Source organism: Streptomyces sp. NPDC052496 (assembly GCF_040679095.1).
Taxonomy (GTDB): Bacteria; Actinomycetota; Actinomycetes; order Streptomycetales; family Streptomycetaceae; genus Streptomyces.
Genome location: NZ_JBFAUH010000003.1, coordinates 363,310 through 387,011, shown reverse-complemented (window position 1 = coordinate 387,011; position 23,702 = coordinate 363,310). Strand labels below are relative to the sequence as shown.

General features: G+C 70.6%; 25 protein-coding genes, 1 tRNA gene and 1 pseudogene. 16 read left to right on the top strand and 11 right to left on the bottom strand.

Annotated elements, in window-relative coordinates; all coding sequences use genetic code 11:
• Positions 1 to 6: 6 nt before the first annotated feature.
• The 4 genes from AB0L45_RS07145 to AB0L45_RS07130 all read right to left on the bottom strand — a co-directional run bounded on the left by AB0L45_RS07145 (position 7) and on the right by AB0L45_RS07130 (position 6,199).
• Positions 7 to 2,163 carry a glycosyltransferase family 39 protein gene (locus AB0L45_RS07145; protein WP_365836965.1) on the bottom strand — a complete coding sequence of 719 codons (2,157 nt, stop codon included), beginning with the start codon at positions 2,161 to 2,163 and terminating at the stop codon, positions 7 to 9.
• The gene (locus tag AB0L45_RS07140; RefSeq protein ID WP_365836963.1) at positions 2,160 to 3,533 is read right to left on the bottom strand and encodes a bifunctional glycosyltransferase family 2/GtrA family protein; all 1,374 of its coding nucleotides are present in this window, start codon (positions 3,531 to 3,533) and stop codon (positions 2,160 to 2,162) included. The genes AB0L45_RS07145 and AB0L45_RS07140 overlap by 4 nt, the downstream gene beginning before the upstream one ends.
• 26 nt (positions 3,534 to 3,559) lie before the next feature.
• Entirely contained in the window at positions 3,560 to 5,161 is a 1,602-nt protein-coding gene (locus AB0L45_RS07135; RefSeq protein WP_365837064.1) for an ATP-binding protein, read from the bottom strand.
• Between the two features lie 288 nt (positions 5,162 to 5,449).
• Complete coding sequence (locus AB0L45_RS07130; protein ID WP_365836960.1) at positions 5,450 to 6,199, bottom strand: response regulator transcription factor; 750 nt, start codon at positions 6,197 to 6,199, stop codon at positions 5,450 to 5,452.
• Positions 6,200 to 6,456: 257 nt separating this feature from the next.
• On the opposite strand from AB0L45_RS07130, the gene AB0L45_RS07125 reads away from it, so the two are divergent.
• Together AB0L45_RS07125 and AB0L45_RS07120 are read left to right on the top strand one after the other, a co-directional pair.
• A complete protein-coding gene (locus tag AB0L45_RS07125; RefSeq protein ID WP_365836958.1) occupies positions 6,457 to 6,978 on the top strand; it encodes an NADPH-dependent FMN reductase in 522 nt (173 codons plus the stop codon).
• Between the two features lie 426 nt (positions 6,979 to 7,404).
• Entirely contained in the window at positions 7,405 to 9,054 is a 1,650-nt protein-coding gene (locus AB0L45_RS07120; RefSeq protein WP_365836956.1) for a mycolysin, read from the top strand.
• A gap of 112 nt (positions 9,055 to 9,166) precedes the next feature.
• Here the strand turns inward: AB0L45_RS07120 and AB0L45_RS07115 are convergent, their stop codons facing one another.
• Positions 9,167 to 10,114 (bottom strand): DUF2797 domain-containing protein, encoded by a 948-nt coding sequence (locus AB0L45_RS07115; RefSeq protein ID WP_365836955.1) that lies wholly within the window; start codon positions 10,112 to 10,114, stop codon positions 9,167 to 9,169.
• Positions 10,111 to 11,175, bottom strand: a complete 1,065-nt coding sequence (locus tag AB0L45_RS07110; RefSeq protein WP_365836953.1) for a helix-turn-helix domain-containing protein — start codon at positions 11,173 to 11,175, stop codon at positions 10,111 to 10,113. Before AB0L45_RS07110 ends, AB0L45_RS07115 begins: the two co-directional genes overlap by 4 nt.
• Positions 11,176 to 11,266: 91 nt before the next feature.
• Here AB0L45_RS07110 and AB0L45_RS07105 point away from each other — a divergent pair, with 91 nt between their 5' ends.
• Positions 11,267 to 12,049 carry an NAD(P)H-dependent oxidoreductase gene (locus tag AB0L45_RS07105; RefSeq protein ID WP_365836951.1) on the top strand — a complete coding sequence of 261 codons (783 nt, stop codon included), beginning with the start codon at positions 11,267 to 11,269 and terminating at the stop codon, positions 12,047 to 12,049.
• A 59-nt stretch (positions 12,050 to 12,108) separates the two neighbouring features.
• Here AB0L45_RS07105 and AB0L45_RS07100 read toward each other — a convergent pair.
• Together AB0L45_RS07100 and AB0L45_RS07095 are read right to left on the bottom strand one after the other, a co-directional pair.
• Positions 12,109 to 12,182 (bottom strand) — tRNA-Met (locus AB0L45_RS07100).
• 106 nt (positions 12,183 to 12,288) lie between these two features.
• The gene (locus tag AB0L45_RS07095) at positions 12,289 to 12,873 is read right to left on the bottom strand and encodes a hypothetical protein (protein WP_365836949.1); all 585 of its coding nucleotides are present in this window, start codon (positions 12,871 to 12,873) and stop codon (positions 12,289 to 12,291) included.
• Positions 12,874 to 13,017: 144 nt separating this feature from the next.
• On the opposite strand from AB0L45_RS07095, the pseudogene AB0L45_RS07090 reads away from it, so the two are divergent.
• The 3 genes and pseudogenes from AB0L45_RS07090 to AB0L45_RS07080 form a co-directional block, all read left to right on the top strand.
• A pseudogene (locus AB0L45_RS07090) lies at positions 13,018 to 13,164 on the top strand (site-specific integrase); the annotation flags it as partial.
• A gap of 358 nt (positions 13,165 to 13,522) precedes the next feature.
• Complete coding sequence (locus tag AB0L45_RS07085; protein WP_365836947.1) at positions 13,523 to 13,960, top strand: hypothetical protein; 438 nt, start codon at positions 13,523 to 13,525, stop codon at positions 13,958 to 13,960.
• Positions 13,957 to 14,310 (top strand): hypothetical protein, encoded by a 354-nt coding sequence (locus AB0L45_RS07080; protein WP_365836945.1) that lies wholly within the window; start codon positions 13,957 to 13,959, stop codon positions 14,308 to 14,310. The genes AB0L45_RS07085 and AB0L45_RS07080 overlap by 4 nt, the downstream gene beginning before the upstream one ends.
• 968 nt (positions 14,311 to 15,278) lie before the next feature.
• Here the strand turns inward: AB0L45_RS07080 and AB0L45_RS07075 are convergent.
• The 3 genes from AB0L45_RS07075 to AB0L45_RS07065 are packed head-to-tail and all read right to left on the bottom strand — an operon-like array spanning position 15,279 to position 16,544.
• On the bottom strand, positions 15,279 to 15,668 hold the full coding sequence (locus tag AB0L45_RS07075) for a hypothetical protein (protein ID WP_125519952.1): 390 nt from the start codon (positions 15,666 to 15,668) through the stop codon (positions 15,279 to 15,281).
• Positions 15,662 to 16,090 carry an ATP-binding protein gene (locus AB0L45_RS07070; protein ID WP_030645218.1) on the bottom strand — a complete coding sequence of 143 codons (429 nt, stop codon included), beginning with the start codon at positions 16,088 to 16,090 and terminating at the stop codon, positions 15,662 to 15,664. Before AB0L45_RS07070 ends, AB0L45_RS07075 begins: the two co-directional genes overlap by 7 nt.
• A gap of 46 nt (positions 16,091 to 16,136) precedes the next feature.
• Positions 16,137 to 16,544, bottom strand: coding sequence for an NUDIX domain-containing protein (locus AB0L45_RS07065; RefSeq protein WP_365837062.1), 408 nt, complete (start codon positions 16,542 to 16,544; stop codon positions 16,137 to 16,139).
• Between the two features lie 110 nt (positions 16,545 to 16,654).
• Here AB0L45_RS07065 and AB0L45_RS07060 point away from each other — a divergent pair, with 110 nt between their 5' ends.
• The 10 genes from AB0L45_RS07060 to AB0L45_RS07015 all read left to right on the top strand — a co-directional run bounded on the left by AB0L45_RS07060 (position 16,655) and on the right by AB0L45_RS07015 (position 23,683).
• Positions 16,655 to 17,440 (top strand): GntR family transcriptional regulator, encoded by a 786-nt coding sequence (locus tag AB0L45_RS07060; RefSeq protein ID WP_030184318.1) that lies wholly within the window; start codon positions 16,655 to 16,657, stop codon positions 17,438 to 17,440.
• 156 nt (positions 17,441 to 17,596) lie between these two features.
• Complete coding sequence (locus AB0L45_RS07055; protein WP_030184321.1) at positions 17,597 to 17,953, top strand: hypothetical protein; 357 nt, start codon at positions 17,597 to 17,599, stop codon at positions 17,951 to 17,953.
• Positions 17,953 to 19,329 carry an FtsK/SpoIIIE domain-containing protein gene (locus tag AB0L45_RS07050; protein WP_365836942.1) on the top strand — a complete coding sequence of 459 codons (1,377 nt, stop codon included), beginning with the start codon at positions 17,953 to 17,955 and terminating at the stop codon, positions 19,327 to 19,329. Before AB0L45_RS07055 ends, AB0L45_RS07050 begins: the two co-directional genes overlap by 1 nt.
• Positions 19,330 to 19,414: 85 nt before the next feature.
• Positions 19,415 to 20,062 carry a DUF2637 domain-containing protein gene (locus AB0L45_RS07045; protein ID WP_030184327.1) on the top strand — a complete coding sequence of 216 codons (648 nt, stop codon included), beginning with the start codon at positions 19,415 to 19,417 and terminating at the stop codon, positions 20,060 to 20,062.
• Between the two features lie 12 nt (positions 20,063 to 20,074).
• On the top strand, positions 20,075 to 20,266 hold the full coding sequence (locus AB0L45_RS07040; protein WP_030184330.1) for a mobile element transfer protein: 192 nt from the start codon (positions 20,075 to 20,077) through the stop codon (positions 20,264 to 20,266).
• A gap of 26 nt (positions 20,267 to 20,292) precedes the next feature.
• Complete coding sequence (locus tag AB0L45_RS07035) at positions 20,293 to 20,487, top strand: hypothetical protein (protein ID WP_030023165.1); 195 nt, start codon at positions 20,293 to 20,295, stop codon at positions 20,485 to 20,487.
• Between the two features lie 25 nt (positions 20,488 to 20,512).
• Positions 20,513 to 20,761, top strand: coding sequence for a SpdD protein (locus AB0L45_RS07030; RefSeq protein WP_365836939.1), 249 nt, complete (start codon positions 20,513 to 20,515; stop codon positions 20,759 to 20,761).
• A 167-nt stretch (positions 20,762 to 20,928) separates the two neighbouring features.
• Entirely contained in the window at positions 20,929 to 22,245 is a 1,317-nt protein-coding gene (locus tag AB0L45_RS07025) for a replication initiator (RefSeq protein WP_365836936.1), read from the top strand.
• Positions 22,242 to 22,448: a helix-turn-helix domain-containing protein gene (locus AB0L45_RS07020; protein WP_365836934.1), complete on the top strand. Its 207-nt coding sequence runs from the start codon at positions 22,242 to 22,244 to the stop codon at positions 22,446 to 22,448. Before AB0L45_RS07025 ends, AB0L45_RS07020 begins: the two co-directional genes overlap by 4 nt.
• Positions 22,436 to 23,683 carry a site-specific integrase gene (locus AB0L45_RS07015; protein WP_365836931.1) on the top strand — a complete coding sequence of 416 codons (1,248 nt, stop codon included), beginning with the start codon at positions 22,436 to 22,438 and terminating at the stop codon, positions 23,681 to 23,683. Before AB0L45_RS07020 ends, AB0L45_RS07015 begins: the two co-directional genes overlap by 13 nt.
• The last annotated feature ends 19 nt before the right edge of the window (positions 23,684 to 23,702 follow it).

Sequence of the window (23,702 nt, the reverse complement as noted above, 5' to 3'; positions counted from 1 at the left end):
GCCACGTCATGAGGCGGGTTTCGTCAGGTCGTACAGCGCCGAACTGCCGACGGTCACCTTCTTGAAGTTCTTCTCGACCCAGTTGGTGATGTCGGACGTGGTGGACTTCTCGGCGCCCTTCGCGCCGAAGAAACCGCCGCCCGTCCCGCCGCCGATGAAGTAGTGGATCTTCCCCTGGCGTACGTACTCCTGGAACTGCGCGAGGGTCGGTGACGGGTCGCTGCCGTTGAAGCCGCCGACGGGCATGACGGGCAGCTGGGTGGCGAGCTGGTAACTGGCGGCGTTCTGGGAACCGATGGCGGCGGCGGCCCAGGTGTACTCGTCCGCGTCCTTCCGGAGGGCGGCCTTGGCCTTGGCGCTGACCTGCTGGCCATTGAGGAGACCGCCCAGGGCGTTGTGGGGTCCGTCGCCGGGGCGGGTGGGGGTGGTGGGGGTGGTGGGGGGTTGGCCTTGGGCTTGGCCCTGGTGGCCCTGGCCCTGGATCTGGCCCTGACCTTGGCCTTGGCCTTGGCCCTGCCCCTGCCCCTGCCCCTGGCCTTGGCCCCGGCCCTGGCCAGGTGGCGGGCCGGTCTTGCCGCCCTTCCCGCCGGGCCCCGGTCCCCCGATGACGATCATGCCGCGGTGCCGGCCGCCGACGCCCTCGACCGCCGGGCCCGCGGTGACGATCGACCCGGTGTGCGGGGTGGCGACCGTGTTCAGCGCGTACGCCACCGGGCCGCCCAGCCCCGCGGCGACCCCCAGCCCGGCAGCCACCACGGCCAGCCGCCGGCCCAGCCGTACGGACAGCAGCAGACCCAGCGCCGCCACGGCGCCGACCGTCACCACCGACCAGCGCAGCCACGGGAGCCACTGCGGCGACCGGGCCAGCAGGACGTACGCCCAGGCAGCCGTCACCGCGACCGTGCCCGCGAGCGTCAGCGCGGCGGCGGTACGGTCGCGCCGCCGCCACAGCAGCGTCGCGCCCATCGCGACCAGCGCCGCGATGTACGGGGCCAGGGCGACGTTGTAGTACTGATGGAAGATCCCGGACATGAAGCTGAAGGTCGCGAACGTGATCAGCAGCGCGCCGCCCCACACCAGGAACGCCGCCCGCGCGGCATCGGTCCGCCCGGCCCGCCGCAGCACCACCAGGCCCGCGACCAGCAGCAGGAGCGCGGCGGGCAGCAGCCAGGAGATCTGGCCGCCCATGTCGGAGGTGAAGAGCCGGGTGATGCCGGTGTCGCCCCAGCTTCCGCCGCCCCCGCCGCCTCCACCCCCTCCCGGGCGGCCGCCGCCCACGCTGCCGGTCTCGTTGCCGTTGATGCGGCCGAGACCGTTGTAGCCGAAGGTCAGCTCCAGGAAGCTGTTGTTCTGCGAGCCGCCGATGTACGGGCGGGAGCCGGCCGGCCACAGTTCGACGATCGCGACCCACCAGCCGCCGGAGACGATCATCGCCAGGCCGGCGAGCAGGAGCTGGCCGCACCTCCTGCGCAGCCGCGTCGGAGCGCAGACCGCGTACACCAGCGCCAGTGGCGGCAGGATCAGCCACGCCTGGAGCGTCTTGGTCAGGAAGGCGAGGCCGAAGCAGACGCCCGCCAGCAGCAGCCACTTCGTCCGGGCGTCCTCCAGCGCGCGCAGCACGCCGTACACGGCGCACACCATCAGCAGGCACAGCAGCGCGTCCGGGTTGTTGAAGCGGAACATCAGGGCGGCGACCGGCGTCAGCGCGAGCAACGCCCCCGCCAGCAGCCCGGCGCCCGCGCCGAACCGGCGCCGTACGGCCGCGTACAGCACACCGACCGTGGCGACGCCCATCAGCGCCTCCGGCACGAGGACCGCCCACGAGCTGAGGCCGAAGAGCCGTACGGACAGGGCCATCGGCCACAGGGCGGCCGGGGGCTTGTCGACGGTGATGGAGTTGGCGGCGTCCGAGGACCCGAAGAAGAGCGCCTTCCAGCTCGCGGAACCGGCCTGGGCGGCCGCCGAGTAGAACTGGTTCGCGTACCCGGACGCGCCGAGGTCCCAGAGGAAGAGGACGGCGGACGCGAGCAGCAGCGCGAGGAGGGCGAGGCGGGGGCGGCGGGGGTTCGTAGGGGCGGGGGGTGGTGGCTGCACGTCCGAGACCGGGGCCGGGGCCGGGCCCTCTCCCGGTTCTTCCGTGCGACGGGGGTGGTACGTGGTCATCGAGCGCTCCTGCCGAGGCGGGCCGGTACGGCCGTGTGCTGATCCGGTGCGGCGCACCGGCGGTCTCCGCCGGTTCCGGCGTCCACGGGGCCTCCGCCGGTTTCGGCGGCCCCGCCGTCCCGCTCCCGGTCCGTGAAGACCCACGCCCGGAAGAGCAGGAACCGCAGCAGTGTCGCCGCGAGGTTCGCGGCCACCAGTACGGCCATCTCGGTGCCGTGCGCGGGGTCGCCGGTCGCGGCGTCCAGTGCGGCCAGCGATCCGCTGGTCAGGGCCAGGCCGATGCCGAAGACGACGAGTCCCTGGGCCTGGTGGCGTACGGCGCGCTCCCGCCCCCGTACGCCGAAGGTCAGCCGCCGGTTCGCCGCCGTGTTGCCGATCGCCGACAGCAGCAGCGCCGCGGCGTTGGCCGGCTGCGGCCCGACGCCGAGCCGGAAGAGCGAGTACAGGCCCAGGTAGAGGAGGGTGCTCAGCGCGCCGACCACGCAGAAGCCCATGACCTGGCGGGCCAGGCCGCGCGGTACGCCGGTCAGGTCGCGGTCGCGCGGGTCGTCGCCGAAGGGGCGCGCGAGGCGGTCCAGCGGCAGCGCGCCCGTGGCCAGCGCGCGCCCCACCCGCCAGACGCCCTTGAGGTCCTCGGTGGCCGTCCGCACGATGTGTACGGTGCTGTCCGGATCGTCCACCCAGTCCACCGGCACCTCGTGGATGCGCAGCCCGGCGCGTTCGGCGAGCACCAGCATCTCGGTGTCGAAGAACCACCCGCTGTCCTCGACCATGGGCAGCAGCCGCTCGGCCACATCGCCCCGTACGGCCTTGAATCCGCACTGTGCGTCGGAGAAGCGCGCGGCCAGCGAGCCACGCAGGATGAGGTTGTAGGAGCGGGAGATGAACTCCCGCTTCGGGCCGCGCACCACCCGCGAACTGCGCGCCAGCCGCGAGCCGATGGCCAGGTCGGAGTGGCCCGAGATGAGCGGGGCGACCAGCGGCAGCAGCGCGTTCAGGTCGGTGGACAGATCGACGTCCATGTAGGCGAGCACCGGCGCTTCGGAGAGGGACCACACGGTGCGCAGCGCGCGGCCGCGGCCCTTCTCCTCCAGGCGTACGGCTGTCACCTCCTCGATCGCCTCGTCCAGTGCCGCGGAGATCTCGGGCGTGCGGTCGGTGCTCGCGTTGTCGGCGACGGTGATGCGGAAGCCGTAGGGGAAGGTGCGGGAGAGGTGGTCGTGGAGCCGGCGGACGCACGGCTCCAGGTCGGACTCCTCGTTGTAGACGGGGATCACGACATCGAGCACCGTGTCGATCTGGCCGAGGCGCAGATGCTCACGGGGCGGCAGGGAGCCCAGGGGGGTACGGGCCGGCTGTGTCGTCGTCATGGCACCGACACTCGCCAAGCGCGCTGTCACCCTTGTGTGGTGCTGCTGTGCCCAGGCTGTGAATGGGCGTATGCAAGGGGCGTACGGGAATGCTGAGGGGCGCGGGAGGCGTCGCGCGCCGGTCCGTCGGCGGGCAGCCGGACGCGGAAGACGGTCCGTCCGGGCACGCTGTCCACCCCGACCGTGCCACCGTGCGCCCCGACCACGGCCTGCACGATCGCCAGCCCCAGGCCCGTGCTTCCGCCGGTGCTGCCGCCGGTGCTTCCGCCGGTACGGGAGCCGGTCCCGCCACCGGAACGGGAGTCCCCCTCCTCGCCTGCTCCGGGCGTACGGGACCGGGAGGCGTCGCCGCGGGCGAAGCGTTCGAAGACGTGCGGCAGCAGTTCGGGCGGCACGCCGGGGCCGTCGTCCTGCACCTCCACCCGGACGAAGTGGCCCGCCCCGGGCCATGGCATCTCGCGCCGCAGGCGGGCGGTGACGGTCGTGCCTTCCGGCGTGTGCGTACGGGCGTTGGCCAGCAGGTTGACCAGGACCTGGTGCAGCCGGTCGGCGTCGGCCCGTACGGACACGGGATCCACCGGCAGCTCCAGGCGCCACTTGTGGCGGGGGCCGGCCGCGCGGGCGTCGCTGACGGCGTCCACGACGAGCGGCGCGAGGTCGGTGTACTCGTACGACAGCGGGCGCCCGGAATCCAGTCTGGCGAGCAGCAGCAGGTCCTCCACCAGGCCGGTCATCCGTTCCGCCTCGGACTCGATGCGGCCCAGCGCGTGCCGGGTGGCCGGGCCCGGCCGCTCGCGGCCCCGCCGGGTCAGCTCGGCGTAGCCGCGTATCGACGCCAGCGGCGTCCGCAGCTCGTGGCTCGCGTCCGCGACGAAGCGGCGCACCCGCGTCTCGCTCTCCTGCCGGGCGGTGAGCGCCGAACCCACGTGGCCGAGCATCCGGTTGAGCGCCGCGCCGACCTGCCCGACCTCCGTACGCGGATCCGCCTCGGCAGCCGGCACCCGCTCGTGCAGCGCCACTTCGCCGCGGTGCAGGGGCAGTTCGGACACGCGCGTGGCGGTCGCGGCGACCCGGCGCAGCGGCCACAGCGCGATACGGACCGTGGCGGCGCCCGCGAGACCGGCCGCCACCAGGCCCGCGGCTGTCACACAGACCTCGACGACGACCAGCCGTCCGACGACGTCCTGCACCTCGCCGGACGGCAGGCCGACCAGCGCGGAGTCGTCCGGCGCCGACTCGACGCGGTAATCACCCAGGTCGGGAAGGGTGACGGTGTGCGGGCGGCCGTCCCGCTCCACCGTGGCCAGCGCCTGCGCCTGTTCGTCGGTCAGCGTGATCACGTTCTGCGCGGGCAGCGGATTGCGCGCGTCGACACTGCGGGCAGCGGCGATCACATCACCCTCGGCGGAGAGCCGCGCCCCGACGGTGCCGATGGGCTGGCCGGGGCCGGCGATGAACCCGAGGTCGCGGTGACCGGTGAAGTCTCCCTGCCGGCCGACGGCGTGCCGGGCCGACTCGCGCAGTTTGCCGTCGAGCTGGTTCTGGAGGTAGGAGTGCAGCGCGATGGTGGTGACCGTACCGATCACCGCGCAGACCACCGCGATCAGCAGTACCGCCGACACCACCAGCCGCGTCCGCAGACTCCACCGCCGCGGCCGCAACCTGATCCGCCGCGGCCGCCGATGCCGCCGGGCCCCCCGCCCGCCCGGAACCACCACCGCAACCACCTCCCCAGCCGCAGCAGCCGCAGCAGCCGCACCACCTCCAGCACCCACATCCGCTCCCGCACCACCTCCCGCAACTGCCTCCGGCCCTGCGACACCCGCCGCAGCTCCCACCGCCCCCGCACCCGAACCCCCCGCCCCGGACCCCACGGCAGCCGGCCCCTCGCCCGCCCCCGCGGTTCCGGTCACCCGCTACTCGCCCGGCTTGATCAGGTACCCGGCGCCACGGCGCGTGTGGATCATCGGGCTGCGGCCCGCGTCGATCTTCCGGCGCAGGTACGAGATGTACAGCTCCACGACGTTGGCCTGGCCGCCGAAGTCGTAGCTCCACACCCGGTCCAGGATCTGTGTCTTGCTCAGCACCCGGCGCGGGTTGCGCATCAGGTAACGCAGCAGCTCGAACTCGGTGGCCGTCAGATGGATCTCCTGGCCGCCCCGCCACACCTCATGGCTCTCCTCGTCGAGCAGCAGGTCGCCCACCGAGAGCAGCGACTCGCCGCGTCCCGCCGCCGCACCCGCACGGCGCAGCAGACCGCGCAGCCGTGCCACCACCTCCTCCAGGCTGAAAGGCTTGGTCACATAGTCGTCGCCGCCCGCCGTCAGCCCGGCGATCCGGTCCTCGACCGCGTCCTTCGCGGTCAGGAACAGCACCGGCACCTCGGGCAGTTCGTGGCGCAGCCGCCCCAGTACGGTCAGGCCGTCCATGTCCGGCAGCATCACGTCGAGCAGCACCGCGTCCGGCCGCCACTCACGAGCCGCCCGCAGCGCGGCCGTACCGTCACCTTCGGCGCGGATGTCCCAGCCCTCGTAACGCAGCGCCAAGGAGAGCAGTTCGGCGAGCGACGCCTCGTCGTCGACGACCAGCACCCGTACCGGGCTCCCGTCGGGACGCAGCAGCTCGGCAGGCTTCTTGGCGGTGGATGTGGACGCTGTCACGGTCATGCTGTCGAGGCTGACCACCCCCTCTGAGAGCCGTCTTGCGCGTACCTGTGAATCTCCTGAGAAACACCCGTCACCGCAGCACTGCTTCAGTGGAACCGGACTGGGCCGCCCCCCGCGCGGTCCAGCCGGTCACCACTGGAAACAGCATCGCACCCACCACTGACAATCGCCCTGACCTGCGGGTTTACCGGTTCCAGGGGGCGCGGCCGGCACCCCGCGCTTCCCTTGACCCCGACGTCAATCCGTACCGTCACGCCATGAAGATCCTCGCCCTGAACGGCAGCCTGCGCGCCCGCTCCTCCAACGCCGCCATCCTCCGCTCAGCCCTCGCCGCCACCGACGCCACGTCAGCCGTGGCCGACATCGCCGCGCTTCCCCATTTCCACCCCGACCTGGACACCGAGGGCGCCACGCCGCCCGCCCCGGTGGCCGCCCTGCGCCGCGCCGCGGCGGAAGCGGACGCCGTCCTGGTCGTCAGCCCGGAGTACGCCCACGGCGTCCCCGGCGTCCTCAAGAACGCCCTCGACTGGCTGGTCAGCAGCGCCGAGTTCCTGGACAAGCCGGCCGCGGTCCTGACCGCCTCGCCCTCACCGACCGGGGCCGAGTACGCGCACGAGCAGCTTCGCGAGACCCTGCGCATGATGTCGGCCCGCGTGATCCCGGACGCCTGCCGCAACTTCGGTTCCATCGCCCCGAAGACCGACCCGGCCACCGGCACCGTGACCGACCCCGCCACCCTCCAGGAGCTGCGAACAGCCATGGCAGCACTGCGTTCATGAGCTGATGCCGCCCACGCCGCCCCTTCCGATCACCCCGGTCACCCGGCCCCGCCGATTACTGCCTGTAGTTCACGTCCGCAACTTAAGCCAGCCTTAAAACTCTCTCAGCCGAAGGTCAAGTACCGACCGAAACGACAACGTCGCTGGCCAAGCCCTTAGTTGAGCGCGTCCGTCGACGCGATGACATGCCCCGGCCATGGTGTAGAGTCACGGCCGCTGCGTAACTCTGGGTGTTGCTCTGGCCATCGGTCGGTCGGTGGTCGGACGCCGCAACACCCCGGGGGTGCAGTGCCCCACCTCCCCACAGCGGCGCTCCCCCGCGCCGGGCCCGGTCGCGCCGGGTCCGGCACGTACACGCCGCGGAAAGGCACGCCCATGTCCCGAATACGGGTCCTCAGACCTGTTCCTCTGGCCGCACTGGCAGGCGTGAGCGCCTGTCTGGCCGTCGTCGTCGTGCCGTCCGCCTTCGCGGGCAAGACCAACCCGGCCGACTCGGCCCCGCAGTCCGGTACCTGCACGATCCGCTCCGCGCAGAAGAACTCCGAGGCGCCGCTGAGCTGCCTGGGTGTCACCGCCTCCCTCGACCGCCTGCCCGCCGTCGGTGAGCAGGCCACCCTCACCGTCGACGTCAAGGCACAGGCCGAGGTCAAGCACGCCGGCCTGTCCGTCCAGCTCCCGCCGACGCTCCGCGTCACCGACAAGGACTCCGGCCTCACCGAGCCCACGACGGACACCTTCGGGCAGCGCACCAGCCGGACGCTCGCCCTCACCCCCGGCACGCGGACCATCAAGCTCAAGGTCAAGGCCGTCGCCGCCGGTCCGACCCAGGTCCAGGCGGACATCAGCGACATCGACCGGCCCGACCCGCACCGCGCCGGGCACGACTCGGTGGAACTGACCGTCGGCACCGCCAAGGGCTCCTCCGACAAGGGCGTCTCGGTCACCAAGGGCCACCCGGCGCCGGCCCACGGCGCCGGACCCGGCACCCGTAAGCCCCGCAAGGTCACCCCCAAGACCCCGGCCCCGGCCGCTGCCGCCGCTCCGGCCGCGGCCCGCGCACCGCTCTGCGTGAACGGCACCTTCCGCAACCGCTTCCAGTCCGCCGAGGGCGGCAACTGGAACGGCAAGGCCAACCGGGACGAACCGGTCAGCAACGCCAACATCACCCTGTGGGGCAAGGCGACCGCCAACGGCGCCACGCAGAAGCTCGCCACCGGGATGACCGGCAACGGCGACGGCAAGTTCAACCTCTGCTACACCCCGAACACGGCCGTCACGTCCGTCGCCTGGGTGGAGTTCCGGACCCAGGCCGGCCGGATGTGGTCGGTGGTCGACTACAACGGCGGTTCCTACGCCACCGCGACGTACGCGCTGAACAACCTCTCGCGCAGCACCAGCCTGGGCAACGTGTACGCCAACGGCGGCCAGAGCCGCGCCTGGCACGCCTTCGACACCCTCAACAAGCTGTGGTGGAACCGCGGCTCCACGACCAACTGCTGGGCCAGCAGCCAGCAGGACGGCCGCTGCACCCCGATCACCGTCCAGTGGTACCCCGGCTCCACCGACGGCACGTACTGGACCACCAGCGACGACAAGATCCACCTCGCGGACGACGACCCGGACTCCGAGCACACCACCGTCCACGAGGCGGGCCACGCCCTCATGGGCAAGCTGTACCGGGGCTGGTGGCCGCAGGTGAGCAACTGCTCGCCCCACTACGTCAACCGCGCCTCCTCCCCGAGCTGCGGCTGGTCCGAGGGCTTCGCCGACGCCGTGTCGTTCCACACCTTCAACGACACCACCTATTACTGGGGCAACGGCAGCTCCATGAACCTCGCCAACGACCGCGCCACGAACGGCATCGACCCGGGCGACGCCTGTGAGGCCCGCGTCGCCACCGCCCTGGTCGACCTGTGGTCCCAGGTCGACGGCAACTGGGTGCAGAGCAACACCATGATGTCCCGGAACCCGCAGTCCAGCTTCCGCGAGTACTTCCTCACGGACCGGCCCGCCTACGGCCTGAACACGGGCGCGACGGCCCGCAACATCCTCTACAAGCACACCATCCAGTACTGACCGCTGCCGGTCACACCGGATCGCCAGGAGAATCGAAAGGAGAGGGGCCGGGCCGGCTGTCGGTCCGGCCCCTCTCATCGCTTCCGTACACCACCGCCCCGGCCCTCCCCCCTCAGAACAGACTCCCCTGCTCCTCCCCCGCCGCCCCGCCCTTCGGCGCCCGCACCACCGCCGTCGTCACCCCACCCGTCGCACCCCGCAACACCCACCCCGCCAGTCCACGCACATCCACCACGAACACCTCCGCCGCGTTTGCCTCCCCCGTCTCCGCCGCTCCGGACGCGGCCACCACCCCCCGCACATACAGATCCGCGCCCACCCCCGCCACCACGTCCCCCACGATCTCGTCCCCGGACGCCGGCCCCGCGACCTCGCCGGCCCCCGCCGGAATCCGCTCCAGCCCGTACACCTCCGTGTGATCCGTCCACGCGAAGGCGGCCGGTTCCAGCGCTTCCGGCCACCCGGCCAGCCCGCGGGCCGCCGCGTGCAGGGCGGCCAGGTCCGCCACCCGCTCCGGCACGGGTGGCAGCGCGCCGCGTGCCGCGCGCTTCTCCGCCTTCCCGAACCGGTCCCGTACGTCCAGGGCGCTCCCCAGCAGCGCCTCGACCCGCCGCGCGGCCATCAGCGGCCCGTGCCCCAGCCAGGCGTACGTGATCGCCCCTTGCTCGACCAGTCGCGCCGCCCCGCGCTCGGCCGCCGTGATGCCCACCTTGAGCAGCCCAGGGCCGAAATACGCGAGGTACACGCCGTACGTACGGGGGTCGTCGGCCATGGTGTCCGCCGCCACCGACCGCGAACGGTCCAGCCGCGCGCAGTCCGCGCACTGGTCGCGCGCGACGCCGGCGTCGATCACCGCCGCGTACGGGCAGGCGATCCACCGCGCGCTTCGCCGTACCCCCAGACACCGCCGCTCGCCCGTCACGGCGAACGCCAGCGCCTTGCCCGCGGGCAGCGCACTGCGCCGCCGCGCGTCGCGCCCGGGGCGGTACCAGCCGAGCCCCGGCTCGGTCCCGGCCCAGCTCGGCCCCGTACACCACCACGCGCCCGCCCCGCCGGTCACGCCACGGCCCCCGCCTCGGCCGGTCCGCCCCGGTCCCTGCCCTCGTCCCCGCCCCCTCCGCCCCTGAAGGTGGCGCGGTACGTACTCGGCGACACCCCCACCGCCGCCTGGAGGTGCTGCCGCAGCGAGGCCGCGGTGCCGAAGCCCGCGTCGGCCGCCACCCGGTCCACCGTCAGTTCCGTCTCCTCCAGCAACTGCCGGGCCCGCTCGACACGTTGCCGGGTCAGCCACTGCAACGGCGACACGCCGGCCTCCTCCCGGAACCGCCGGGTGAAGGTCCGTACGCTCATCGACTCGCACGCGGCCAGCTCCCGCAGCGTCACCGGCCGGTCCAGGTGCTCCAGTGCCCAGGCCCGGGCGGCGGCCGTCGAGGAGTGCTGCGGCTCGGGCACCGGGCGGCGGATGAACTGGGCCTGGCCGCCCTCCCGGTGCGGCGGCACGACCGTACGCCGCGCCACCTCGTTGGCCACCGCCGCCCCGTGATCACACCTGATCATGTGCAGACACAGATCGATCCCGGACGCGACACCCGCGGCCGTCAGCACACCCCCCTCGTCCGTGTACAGGACATCCGCGTCCAGCTCGACCTCCGGGAACAACTCCCGGAACCGCTCCGCCGACCGCCAGTGCGTGGTCGCCCGCCGCCCCTCCAGCAACCCGGCCGCCGCCAGCACGAACGACCCCGTACAGATCGACGCGATGCGGGCACCGGGCCGGACGGCCGCGACGGCCCGTGCCATGTCCGCGGTCAGACAGCCGCCGTCCGCCCCGTAGTCCTGCTCCGAGGCCGGCACCACGACGGTGTCGGCCTCCGCCACGGCCTCGGGCCCGTGACGCACGTTGACCGTGAAGTCCGCATCCGTACGCAGTTCCCCCGGTTCCGGCGCGCACGTCACCACCTCGTAGAGCCGCCGCCCGTCGGCCGCCTCGGCATGACCGAAGAGCCGGTGGACGATGCCCAGCTCCATCGGCAGCAGCCCGTCCCGTACCAGTACGGCGACCCGGTGCCGCCCGTCGCCCGCGAAGACACCCATGGCCCGATCCTTGCACATGCTGGCCATCCAGCCACTCGTCCGGCCGGGACCGCCGGCCGGAAGATCGACCCACCCCCTCACCCCCCTTCCTCCTCCCCCGCCCCCGGAAAGGTCTCCCATGAAGGTCCTGTGGCTCACAGCCCACCCCGAAGAGCGCTCCCTGAACAGCTCCCTCAAGAACGAGGGCCTGCGCACCCTGCGCGAGCACGGCCACGAGGTCCAGCTCTCCGACCTCTACGCCATGAAATGGAACCCGGTCGTCGACGCCGGCGACTTCGACCACGCCCCCGAAGAGCGCCTGCACGTCAGCAGGGCCGCCGAGCATGCCCTCACCACCGGCACCTTGAGCCCCGACATCCGCGCCGAGCAGGAGAAGCTCCGCTGGGCCGACACCTTCGTCGTCCAGTTCCCCCTCTGGTGGTACGGGATGCCCGCGATCCTCAAGGGCTGGTTCGACCGCGTCTTCATCAAGGGCTTCGCGTACGGCATCGACGACCCCGCCACCGGCCAGGCGCTCCGCTACGGCGACGGCCCGCTGACCGGCAAGCGCGCCATGGTCGTCGTCACCGTCGGCGCCCGCCCCTCCTCCATCGGCCCCCGCGGCGTCAACGGCGACCTCAACGACCTGCTCTTCCCCCTCCAGCACGGCACCTTCTGGTACACGGGCATGAGCGTCGTCCCGCCGCTCCTCGTCCCCTCGGCCGACCGGATGACCCCCGCCGCCTTCGAGGACACCGCCGCCCACCTCCGCACCCGCCTCCTGGACATTCCCGCGACTCCGCCCCTCCCCTTCCGCCGCCAGAACTCCCCCGACTACGACCCGGAAACCCTCACCCTCCGCCCCGGCCTCGCCCCGGACCTCACCGGCCCCGCCATCCACTACACAGACGCCACCCGGTAACCCCGTGCGCACACAAAAAACCGGTCCGGCACGTTTCCGTGCCGGACCGGTCTTCGCAGTAGCGGGGACAGGATTTGAACCTGCGACCTCTGGGTTATGAGCCCAGCGAGCTACCGAGCTGCTCCACCCCGCGTCGGTTCGTCAGACTCTACGCCACACCCACCACCCAAGGGAAATCGTTACCCCCACCCCTCCCCGCGGCCCCGCCACCAGAGCACACGACGAAGCCGAGCGCCGCGCTAAGCAGCCAGTTCGGGTGACGGCCGAGGCCCCAGCAACTCTTCCTCGCCCTGCGGCATAGGAATGGCGACGGCGTCTCGTGCAGCCCGGACAAAGTTGCGTTGCGCCTGCCATCGGGCGCGCGACGCCGCGACGAACTCGGGCTTCGAGTCGGGATCCCGGCGCACCTTGCCGGCCCTCGCCCCCTCGGTCACCAGCGCACTCGCAGTCTGATCTGCCAGATCGGCGACCTCTTCCGGCCCTTCGATGTTCACCAGCGCAAGGAGCGGATACAGCTCCGCCAGCCGCTCCTGGGCCTGTCCTGCCGCATCGAGGTAGGAATCCTCGGACGCCTGAGCCTCCGGCTTCACCATTTCCCCTATGGCATGCGCCGTACGCACTGCCTGGTCTATGAACTGGACGTACGCTTCCTTGCGCTCCGTCCGGTACTGGTCCCACCTGGCCTCCGACCGCTCCAGGCCCAACAACCGTTCCTGGTGCCGCGCTTGATGGCGGTGCGTCAGGAAGCCCAGCCAGCCGGTGATACCGGCACCGGCAAGAGTCGACAGTGCAGTGATCAGCGCAATCGAAGCGGCATCGCTCATGAGCCCATTCTGCTTCGGGGCACTGACATCAGGCCCTCATCCCCGCCCTTGAGGTCCTCTGTGCAGGTGGGGAGTACGGCGCCCTGTCAGTGAGCCAGGGGAAGGAAGATCACTGGACGGATCGTCCAGGTGGTGCGAGAGCCCCTCGGGGTGCACCCGAAGTTCGCGCAGGTGATCCTGCGGCACTCCAAGATCGCGATGACGATGGAGGTGTACGCGGAGGCGAGCGAGGAAGACGTGCGAGCCGCGCTCGACAGCCCTTGCGGGGCCGTGAGCGGTACCAGCGGCTGACCTGACCCGGTTGCCGTATTTCACTGCTGTACGGCACGACAAAGCCCCCGTCCGGAGAACCCGGCGGGGGCTTTGACCTGCTGTGCGCTCGGCAGGATTCGAACCTGCAACCTTCTGATCCGTAGCTCTAACTAGATCGGTCAGAGACGGTCGAAGAGGTCACCGTAAGGCTCTGGAGGGTCGCTGCTGAGCAGGTCGAGCCGCTGCGGTTGCTGTACTTCACTGCTGTACAGCAGACTCCCGCCGCGTCGCCGATCATGATGCAGCGGTTCTGAAACGAAGATTGCGCCGACCATAGACGATCCAGCCTCTATGGCGAGAAACTACCTTCTTCTGCGACAGACGATCGGGGGATCGAGTGGCCTGGCTCACGCCATGGATTGCACCAGTATTCGCGCTTGCCGGGGTGGCAATCGGAGCCTTCCTGAACCCTTGGGGCCTCCGCCGTCAGTCCTGGCTCACGGCTCGACGCGAAGCCTTCGACCAGGCCATCACGGCCGTCAAAGCAGCAGAACTCGCTCGGTACTACCCCCGTCACGTAGATCCGAGGGAGCTGGGGCCCGACCTGCAACGTGCGCTCGACTTCAACCGCGAGCTGCCCATTCGCGGCTTCGAGCGGCTAGCGGAGGCCATGCACGAGATGCACCGGGAACTGGCCGCCCTTGAACCCTTCTTCCAGCCGGAGTGGGAGTCCAACCAATGGCCAATCACCGATGAGACAGCCGCATCACTCGTGGCACAGCTTAAGAGGGAACGACAGCGGGTGCCCCTACGCGGAAGGCGTGCTGCCCAATGAAGTGGATAGTCACAGCGCTCACCCTGCTTGGTGGGCTCCTGCCGGCGGCAGGCATTTACGGCATCTGGCGAGCCTTCGGGGAGCGGCAAACGCACCTACAGGGCAAGCTCGACCGTGTCGATCAAGTGATGCGTGACCCCACCATTCCCGCGAGCGATAAGAGCGATCGGCTGAACGAGGAGCTGCCCCCCGAGGGGACCGGACTGGACGTGATGTACATCCGTGAGCGTCTGGAGCTTGAGCTGCTTAGGCAGTCGCTGCCGGACGTCAGTACGCCAGCCATCTTGGCCAGCCTCGGCGTGGCCTGTGCCACCGCCGCCGGAGTTCTCTCCACTTGGTCGGACATGTAGTCCACGCTGCACAAAAGCTTGGCCACCACAGCGGCGAGGAACTGAGCGGAGCGCCCACGACGGCCTCGACCACATCGCGGCAGCAGCTGCTCCCCCTCAGCCATGGGCCAGGGTCGGTCCGCTCACGCTGCCGCATCCGTGACGGTGGCGGTACGGCGACCAGCTCCCGCCGGCCGTTGTGTCCGGAGTGCTCGGCGCCCCCAACCCAACCCCTTCCGTAGCCTGCCTGTCTCGACAGCACTACTGCCTATGGGGCGGTCGGCAGCGCGCCCGTCACGTAAACCGCTCACCGCTTCCGCCTCCACCTTCATCCCCCTCATCTGCACCCTCCCCGCCCCCGGGCTCCCCGCTGGCTCTGCTCTCTTGAGCCGGGGGCTCTGGTGCTGCTGCTCGGCTCGTCCTGATGGCGGGCGTCTGCGACCTGGTCATGCCGGGCCGGCGTCGCGGGTGACGGTCTTGGCTGGTGGGGTGTTTGCTCGTTCCGGCGCTGCTTTTGGGCGGGGCAAAGCGTGTGCGAAGCACCCCGTGGCAGCTTCAGGTGGCGCGGGGCCGGGGGCCGGGCGGAGCGGGCCGGAGGCAGGAGCGGCGCCCGAGTCCCCGAGCTCCGCGCCAGCCCGCGTTGCGGGCCGGTGGGGTGTGCTTCGTAGCGGCGGCTGCCAAAGCCGTTGACCCGCGCGCCGGATGCCGAAGGCAAGAGCACCCACAAGGCCAACGCCGTCGTCCGCGGCACCGGTTCCGGCGACGGCCGGGCCGCTGGGTACTTGGCCGACGGGAACGAACCCGTTTGCGCGCTCTCACCAGCTCCCCACGGACTTCCATCAGGGCTTCGCGTCCGTACGCGAGCGGCGTCAGGGCGGCCCCGGCCGGGAATGGCGATCCTGCTGTGGGAGTTCCTGGAGTGCTCTCCCCCTTCCCCCACCCCTCCCCGCCCGCAGGGCGGGGCTTGAACCAGTAGAGAAAGTTGTAACTCAGGCTGGCGGGAGGGGCTTGAAGTCCTCTGTGCAGGCGGGGAGTACGGTGCCCTGTCGGTGGGCGAGAGGGAGGAAGATCACGGGGCGGATCGTCCAGGTGATGCGGGTGTTGGTGTGGGTGATGGTCACCGTGTAGGGCTGTCGGCGGAGTAGGGCTGCCCTGGCCTTCATTCGTCCCTCGCAGAGCCATGTCCAGGCTTCGTGTGAGGCGTCCGGCGAGAGGGCCGGTGTGATGGTGCGGAGGGCTACGGCTACCCACCTGTCGGCCTGGTGGGCGGAGTAGGCGTCGAAGGATGCGTGGAGGGCCGGCCTCTCGGTCGGGTTCGCGAGGTCTTGGGTCCAGCATTCGCACCAGTAGCCGCGGCGGGGCTTGTCGGTCTTCAGCATGGGTGGGCTCCTGGTCGGTTGCTCGTGAAGAGTTCTGCGGTGACGGTGTGGGCGCCCTGACTGCTGTGGACCACCACTCGGTGAGCGATCGCATTGACCATGCCGAGCCCCCGGCCGTGCTCGGCCTCCTCGTCCTGGTCCTCGACCTTCGGGATCGTGCCTGCGCCGCCGTCGTCGGTGACCGACAGGGCAATGACCTGCGGGGTGACCGCTAGAGACAGATGGAAGCTGCCGGAGTCCCGCCCGCTGGCGGTGTGCAGGATCGCGTTCGAGCTCAGCTCGCTCACGATCAGCTCGGCGTCCTCGGCCAGCGGGGAATCGCGCAGTATGTCGCGGGTCCATCGGCGGGCCCGGCTCACCTCTTCCGGGGAACCTGGGCAACTGAGCCCCCAGACCTGGACTCTACTCGTATACTCGTGCATACAAGTTCCTTCGTGCTGGTAGGCCGCCATGTGCAGCGGGTTCGGGCTAGACGAGTTTCACGCCGTCGTGGGCGCGGACGGCCGGCGGGGTAGTGGCGTCGAGCGCGTCCAGGGCGCGGATCGCGTAAGCCTCGTCGGCGAGTTCGGTGACTTCTTCACGGGTGGCCCACCGCAGCGCGCGGGTTTCGTCCCCGGTGGTGGGGGTGCCGTCGGCGGCCCGACAGCGGAAGACCAGAGAAACGATCAGGCCCGTCATGTTCTTGTAGACACCGGTCAAGGTCGCCGGAAGCTCGATCTTGATGCCGGTTTCTTCGAGCACCTCGCGCTGAAGAGCTTCCGGGATGGTTTCCTCGCGTTCGAGGACTCCGCCCGGCGGCTCCCAGTGGCCGTTGTCGCGTCGCTTGATCAGGAGAGCCCGGCCCTGGTCGTCGACGATGACTCCGGCGACGCTCACGGAGTGCGGACGGTCGGTGCTCACGTTCCTCGGCCCCTTCGGATGGCTAGGCTCTCCACCGTAGCAACAGCACTCGCCCACTCGTCTAGATACCTAAAGGAGTAGTCCACGTGACGTCTCTTCCGAGCGTTCTTGGCGCTCTCGACCCCACGAGTGATCGTGCGGTTTTCCGGCAGATCGCCGATCAACTGCGTGAGGCCATTGATCGCGGGCGCTTCAAAGAGGGGGAAAAGCTGCCCTCGGAAGCTGAACTTGTCGAGCACTACGGGGTCTCCCGTATGACGGTGCGGAACTCCTTTTCGGTCCTCCAGGGCGAGGGCCTGGTACACGCCGAGCACGGCAAGGGTGTCTTCGTCCGGCCGCGCCCGCCCGTCCGGCGCCTCGCCTCCGACCGTTTCGCCCGGCGCCACCGCGAACAGGGGAAGTCCGCGTTCATCGTGGAAGCCGATGCCGTCGGCAGCCATCCGAAGGTGGATGGTCTGGAGGTCAAGGAGGAGAAAGCCAGTCAGGACATCTCTGCCCGGCTCGGCTCCGTGCGGCGCGTGCTCGCCCGGCGGCGCCGCTATCTGCTCGACGGCCGGCCGGTTGAGTTCGCCACCTCCTACCTGCCGCTCGACATCGCCCGCGGCACTCAGATCGCCGAACCCAACCCCGGCCCCGGCGGCATCTACGCCCGGCTTGAGGAGCTGGGTCACCACCTCGACCACTTCGAGGAGGAGATCCGCGCCCGGATGCCTTCACCTGCCGAGGTCAAGACGCTGCAACTGGCGTCCGGAGTCCCGGTGATCCACCTGATCCGCACGGCGTACGACACGGAGAAGCGGGCCGTGGAGGTCTGCGACACGGTGATGGCGGCGGACGCGTACGTCCTCTCCTACCAGCTCCCGGCCACCTGACCGGCGGTGCGCGAGGCCACTTCTTCGGACTCGTACGCCCCGACACGCATACTCGTATAGACGAGTGGGCAAGTCGTGTGGCAAGGTGGTCCCCGTTCCCGGAAGAGCCGGGCGCGAAGACTGCAACTTGTCTAGACGAGTAGATGGGAAGAAGCCTTGCGCACCATCCGTGTGGAGACCTCGGCCGCGACGATCCTGCTGACCGAGGCGCCCGAGCCCAAGGTCCGCGACCGCAAGACGGGCGAGATCGCCAAGGACGCCAACAACGGCGAAGCGTTGATGACGATCGGCGTCGTCTACATCGAGGAAGGGGAGTCCTCCCTGATCAAGGTCACCGTGCCGGAGGGCGGTGTCTCCGAGGGCCTGACGCTCGGCGCTCCGGTCTCGCTGCCCGGCCTGGTTGCCCGGCCGTGGGAGTCGGTGTTCAACGGCCAGCAGCGGCACGGCATCGCCTACCGGGCCGCCGCCGTCACTCCGGCCGCCTTCCCGGCCGCCATGGGGGACGCGGCCTGATGACCGACCTGGCAGCGCTTCTGGAGGTAGGTGGTCCTGTCGCCGCCCTCGGCGGTGGGGCCGCCTACGCCCGGGCACGGCACCCGGGCGTCTACTGGTCCACGGTCGGCCTGCCGGTCTCAACCGCCCGGCTGCTCGGCTCGTACAGCTCGGTCATGGAAGCCTGCGGCCTGACCGTGGCCCCCTCCCGGCTGCGAGTCCTGGCGGTCAAGGCCAGCACCCGCCGCGAGGTCCGGCCCGTACCGCCGCGTCGCGGCATCATCCGGCCGACCACGACGGGGTTACGACTTCGGCTCCGCCTCGCCCCCGGGCAAGAACCAGCCGACGTCGCGGCCTCGGCCGAACGGCTGCGCCATGCCTGGGGCGTGCACGCCGTGTACGTGACACCCGTCAAGCCTGGCGTGATCGACCTGCGGCTGGTCGGGTTCGACGTGCTGCGGAAGGTCCGCATGCCGCGCAAGCTCCCGGCTGGGCTGCTGAAGGTCCCGGTGGCGCTGCGGGAGGACGCCACGGCCTTCGTACGGGACTACCGCACCGTTCCGCACGGGCTCACCCTCGGCGCGACGCTGTCGGGCAAGTCCATGTACCTGCGCCACCTCATCACTGGGCTGGCCCGTCAGCCCGTCGCCCTGGTCGGCATCGACTGCAAACGTGGAGTTGAGCTGGCGCCGTTCGCGGCCCGGCTTTCGGCGCTGGCCACCGATCCTGAGCAGGCTGCGGCCCTGCTGCCGGTGCTCATCGAGGAGATGGAGGACCGATACGACCTGATCAAGGCCCGGCAGGGCATCGCCCCGGACACACCGGATGAGGAGATCACCTCGGACATCTGGGGCCTGCCTGAACATGAACGCCCGGTGCCTGTGGTGCTGTTCGTGGACGAGGTGGCGGAACTCTTCCTCGTCGCCACGAAGAAAGACGAACAGCGTCGGGACGAGATGGTCACCCAGCTCATCCGTCTTGCCCAGCTCGGCCGGGCCGCCGGCATCTACCTGGAAATCTGCGGCCAGCGCTTCGGTGCCGAACTGGGCAAGGGGGCGACCATGCTGCGCGCCCAGTTGACCGGCCGCGTCTGCCACCGCGTGAACGATGAAGCCTCCGCGAAGATGGCGTTGGGCGACATCGCGCCCGAAGCGGTCGCCGCCGCCTGCGCCATCGCCCCCGAACAGCCCGGACTCGCCGTGATCGGCGACGCATCCGGCGGCTGGTCCCGCGTCCGTACGCCGTACCTGTCTCTGGCTGAGGCGGCCGAGACCTGTTCCGCCTCGGCCCACCTGGTACCCCACCTGCCCGCACTCCAGCCGTTCCGGCCTGCTGTGCCGGTACGGCCGATCAAGTCACCGACCCCGGTCGTTCGGCCGCAACCGACGACCGGCTGAACTCAGCCTTCCCCATCCGGTTAGCGTGACCGCCTCGCGCCGTGTCCCTACCCCCGCCATGCCTGAATCCGGAAGGAGCCGCAGTATGCGCGCCCTGCTGGCCCGCGTAGACGCGGTGCTCGTCCAGGCGGTCATCGCCGCCGCTCTGTCCTTCGCCCACCTGCATGACATCGCTTCGGCGGCCGGTCAGGACGGGTGGAAGGCATGGGCGTACCCCGTCTCCGTCGACCTGCTGCTGGTGGCTGCCTGGCGGCGGCTGCGAACCAGCGACGAGAAAGCGGCCGGGTGGTGCTGGTTCGTGATCGCGCTGGGCGCCTCCCTGGGCGCCAACGTAGCCACCGCCGGACTGCTCGACCTGGACGACGTACCGGCCTGGCTGCGCATCCTCGTCGCGGGATGGCCTGCGGTCGCCTTCCTCGGCGGCACGCTGCTCGCTCACTCCGCAGCGATTCCGGCAGAGGCACCCACCGCCGACGAGGACCAGGAGGAGCCCTCGGCCATCGAGGACCAGGAGGACGCGCCCGCCCCGGCGCCGGTACTCCCGGCGCCACCGACCCCCGAACCGACCCCCGCGCCCCCTGCGGTCTCCGTCCCGGCCGCCCTGGTCGAACACGCCCGCAAGGTCGCCACCGAGCACCACACCCGCACCGGCACCGCCATCGACACCCCGACCCTGCGCGCCCGCCTCGGCGTATCCCTGCCGATCGCCGACGCCATCGCTGCCCAGCTCTGAGAGGAGATCCACATGAGCGCCAACCGCCGCTTCCACTCGGTCACCCGCATCGGTCCCGTCCAGGTCGGCACGTCCTACGACGGACGCGGCCGGGAGAAGCACACCGCCGCCTGCACGGCTCCGCGCTGCGGCTTCTCCGCCGACTACGACAGCCGCGCCGCCGCCGAACTGGCCGCCCGCACCCACCGCTGCCCCGTCCGCTGATCCATGCGCCGAAAGGATTCCGCCCCGTGACCGTCAGCCTGCCGCTCGTCGTCGTCCTCGGTCTCTTCGCCTGGGGTGCGGTCAAGTACCTCGGCGTCCGCATCTGGATCGTCGTGGTGATCGCGCTCTTCGGGTTCTGGCTCTCCCACACCTTCATGGCGCCGGCCATCGAGAACGGCACGCGCTCCGGCGTGAACATCATCAACGGCTCACATGACTAGACGAGTAGGTAAGGAGACCTCTGCCGTGTTCCTGCCCAAGTACCCCGACAGTCCGACGCCGCCGCCCACCCACATCACGCCCACCGCGACCGCCCCGGCCCCCGCGCGACGGTCCGTCCCTCAGATCTCCGTCAGCACCGGAGCGGTCGCCGCCCTCCTCGTCGGCGGGGTGGTGCTGACCGCGCTCCTGGCCGCCGTCGCCGTCTCGGCCGTGTCCGTGGCGGTCGCCGCCGTCGTCCTGCGCTCGCTGCTCCGCGATCACCACCGCCGCTGACTGACCAGCAGCACACCGAACCCCCGGGTCGGCCTCGATACCGCCAAGCATCCGCCGCCCCGGGGGCCCTCCCCCTTCCAGCCGAAGCCAGAAGGAGAAAGGCCATCATCACCCCCGCCACCCCGCCCCCGCTCACCGAACTCGGAGAACTGGCCGCCCTCGGCACCATGCCCGCACTCCTGCGCCAGCTCTCCGGCCTCGGCGGCTGCACCCACCCGATCCGCCTCGACGGCCACCGCACCGAACACGCCTTGAACACCCGCACCGGCGAGATCGGCAACGTCCTCCACCACCTCGACTCCTCCACCCTCCCAGCCGGTCACCTCCTGGTCCGCTGCAACAACCGCCGTTCGACCCGCTGCGCGGCCTGCTCCGAGGTCTACCGCCGCGACACCTTCCAACTGATCACCTCCGGCCTGCGCGGCGGCAAAGGCGTCCCGGAACGCGTCGCCGCTCACCCCCGCGTCTTCGCCACCTTCACCGCCCCCGGTTTCGGCCCGGTCCACAACCGCCCCACCGGGCCGACCGGTTCGGTCCGCCGCTGCCGCTGCGGCGCCTTCCACGACCAGGAGGACACCGCCCTCGGCACCGCACTCGACCCCGACACCTACGACTACGAAGCCGCCGTCCTCTGGAACGCGCACGCCGGTGCCCTCTGGCGGCGCTTCTCCATCTACCTCCGCCGAGAGGTCGCCAAGCGCGCCGGCCTCACTCAGCGCGCATTCCGGCAGTACGCCCGGGTGTCCTTCGCCAAGGTCGCCGAGTACCAGAAGCGCGGCGCCGTCCACTTCCACGCGGTCATCCGCCTCGACGGCCCGACCGGCAGCGACACCCCGCCGCCCGCCTGGGCCACCGCCGAATTACTCACCGACGCCATCCAGGCCGCCGCCACCGCCGCCCGCGTGGACGGCCCCGTCATCGACGGCCGGGAACACGTCTTCACCTTCGGCCGCCAGCTCGACGTACGGACCATCCGCTCGGCCGACTTCGACGGAGGCCAGGAACTGACCGAACGGGCCGTTGCCGCGTACATCGCCAAGTACGCCACCAAGGGCGCCGAGACCGCGACCGGAGCCCTCGACCGCCCGCTGAAGTTCCTCGCCGAACTCGCCCAGCTCGACATCAACGACCACGCCCGCCACATGATCCGAACCGCCTGGACCCTCGGCGCCCGCAAGGAACTGGAAGACCTCCGGCTCCGCGCCTGGGCCCACATGCTCGGCTTCCGCGGCCATTTCTCCACCAAGTCCCGCCGCTACTCCACCACCCTCGGCGCCCTCCGCGACGCCCGCGCCGAATGGCGCCGTGCTCAGGCCGCAGGAGAGACCGAGACCACCCCGGACACCACCCTCGTCCTCGCCCACTGGGTCTACGCCGGAACCGGCCTCACCAACGCCGAAACCTGGCTCACCGAAGCCCTCGCCCGTGACACCGCCCGCGAACACCGCACTGCGCTCGACGCTGAAGGAGACGACCGGTCATGACCACCACCGTCATCGAGAGGAAGTGGCACACCACCGCCGAAGTCGCCGAAATGCTCGGCTTCGGACTGTCCAAGACCAAGATGCTCGTGCTCACCGGCGAGATCCGTTCGGTGAAGATCGGGCGTAACCGGCGCATCCTCCCGGCCTGGGTGGACGAGTACATCAACCGCTGCGCCACTGCGGCTGAGGAGTGGTCCGCATGAGCGGCAAGCGCGGTAACGGCGAAGGGTCCATCTACCCGTATAAGAACAGCTTCGCCGCGTACGTCTGGGTGACCACGCCGGATGGCAAGAAGAAGCGCAAGTACGTCTACGGCAAGACACGCGAAGAGGTCCACGACAAGTGGATCAAGTTGCACGCCGACGCGAAGAAGGGGCCGGTGGCCACGCGACACCGCACCGTCGCCGCGTTCCTGGCGTACTGGCTTGAGTCGATCGTGAAGCCGAACCTGGCGCCGCTGACCTACGTCTCGTACGAGGGGTCCGTCCGGCTCTACATCGCGCCCCACCTGGGCGCCAAGCGGCTGGACAAGCTGACCGTCCGGGACGTGCGCGAGTGGCTGACCAAGCTCGCGTCCGAGTGCCAGTGCTGCGCTCAGGGGAAGGACTCGAAGCGGGCGCCTGCTCGTCGCCGTTGCTGCGCTGCTGGGGAGTGCTGTGAGGCGTTCACCTCCCGGCGGGTGATTCAGGCCGCTCGGGACGCGCTCAGGGCCGCTCTAACCCATGCAGTGGTTGAGGAAGAGATCGGGAAGAACGTCGCCTCGCTGGTGAAGGTGCCGAAGCCACGTCGTCGCCGGATCAAGCCCTGGTCCGTGGCCGAAGCGGGCCGGTTCCTTGCCGACGGGGTTGCTCGGGAAGATCCGCTGTTCGCGGCCTGGGTGCTCGTGCTGTGCCTGGGGCTGCGTCGAGGTGAGGTGCTGGGCCTTACCTGGAAGTCCATCGACTTCGAAGCGGGAGAGCTGTACGTGGATCACCAGATCCAGCGCGCCGGGCGGCAGATCTTGCACCGGGAGACGAAGACCGAGGAGTCGGACGACTTCCTGCCGCTGCCGGCGTTGTGCCTCAAGGCGCTCAGGATGCGTCGGGCTCAGCAGACCGGTGACCGGAAGGCGGCCGGTGATCTCTGGCAGGACGATCGCGGCCTGGTCTTCACGACGAAGTACGGCACCCCGATCGAGCCCGGCAACCTGACACGCATGTTCGCCCTGCGGGCTCGCCGGGCCGGGCTGCGGGTGATTCCGCTGCGGAACACGCGACACACGTGCAGCTCGCTACTGGTGGCCTTGAAGGTGCACCCAAAGGTGGCCCAGCGCATCCTTCGCCACTCGCAGATCGCGATGACGATGGAGGTCTACGCGGAAGCGAGTGAGGAAGAGGTCCGCGCGGCTCTGGGACAGCTTTCCGAAGCGATGGGCGGTGCAGGCGGTACCGGCGGCTGACCCGGTTGCTGTATTTCGC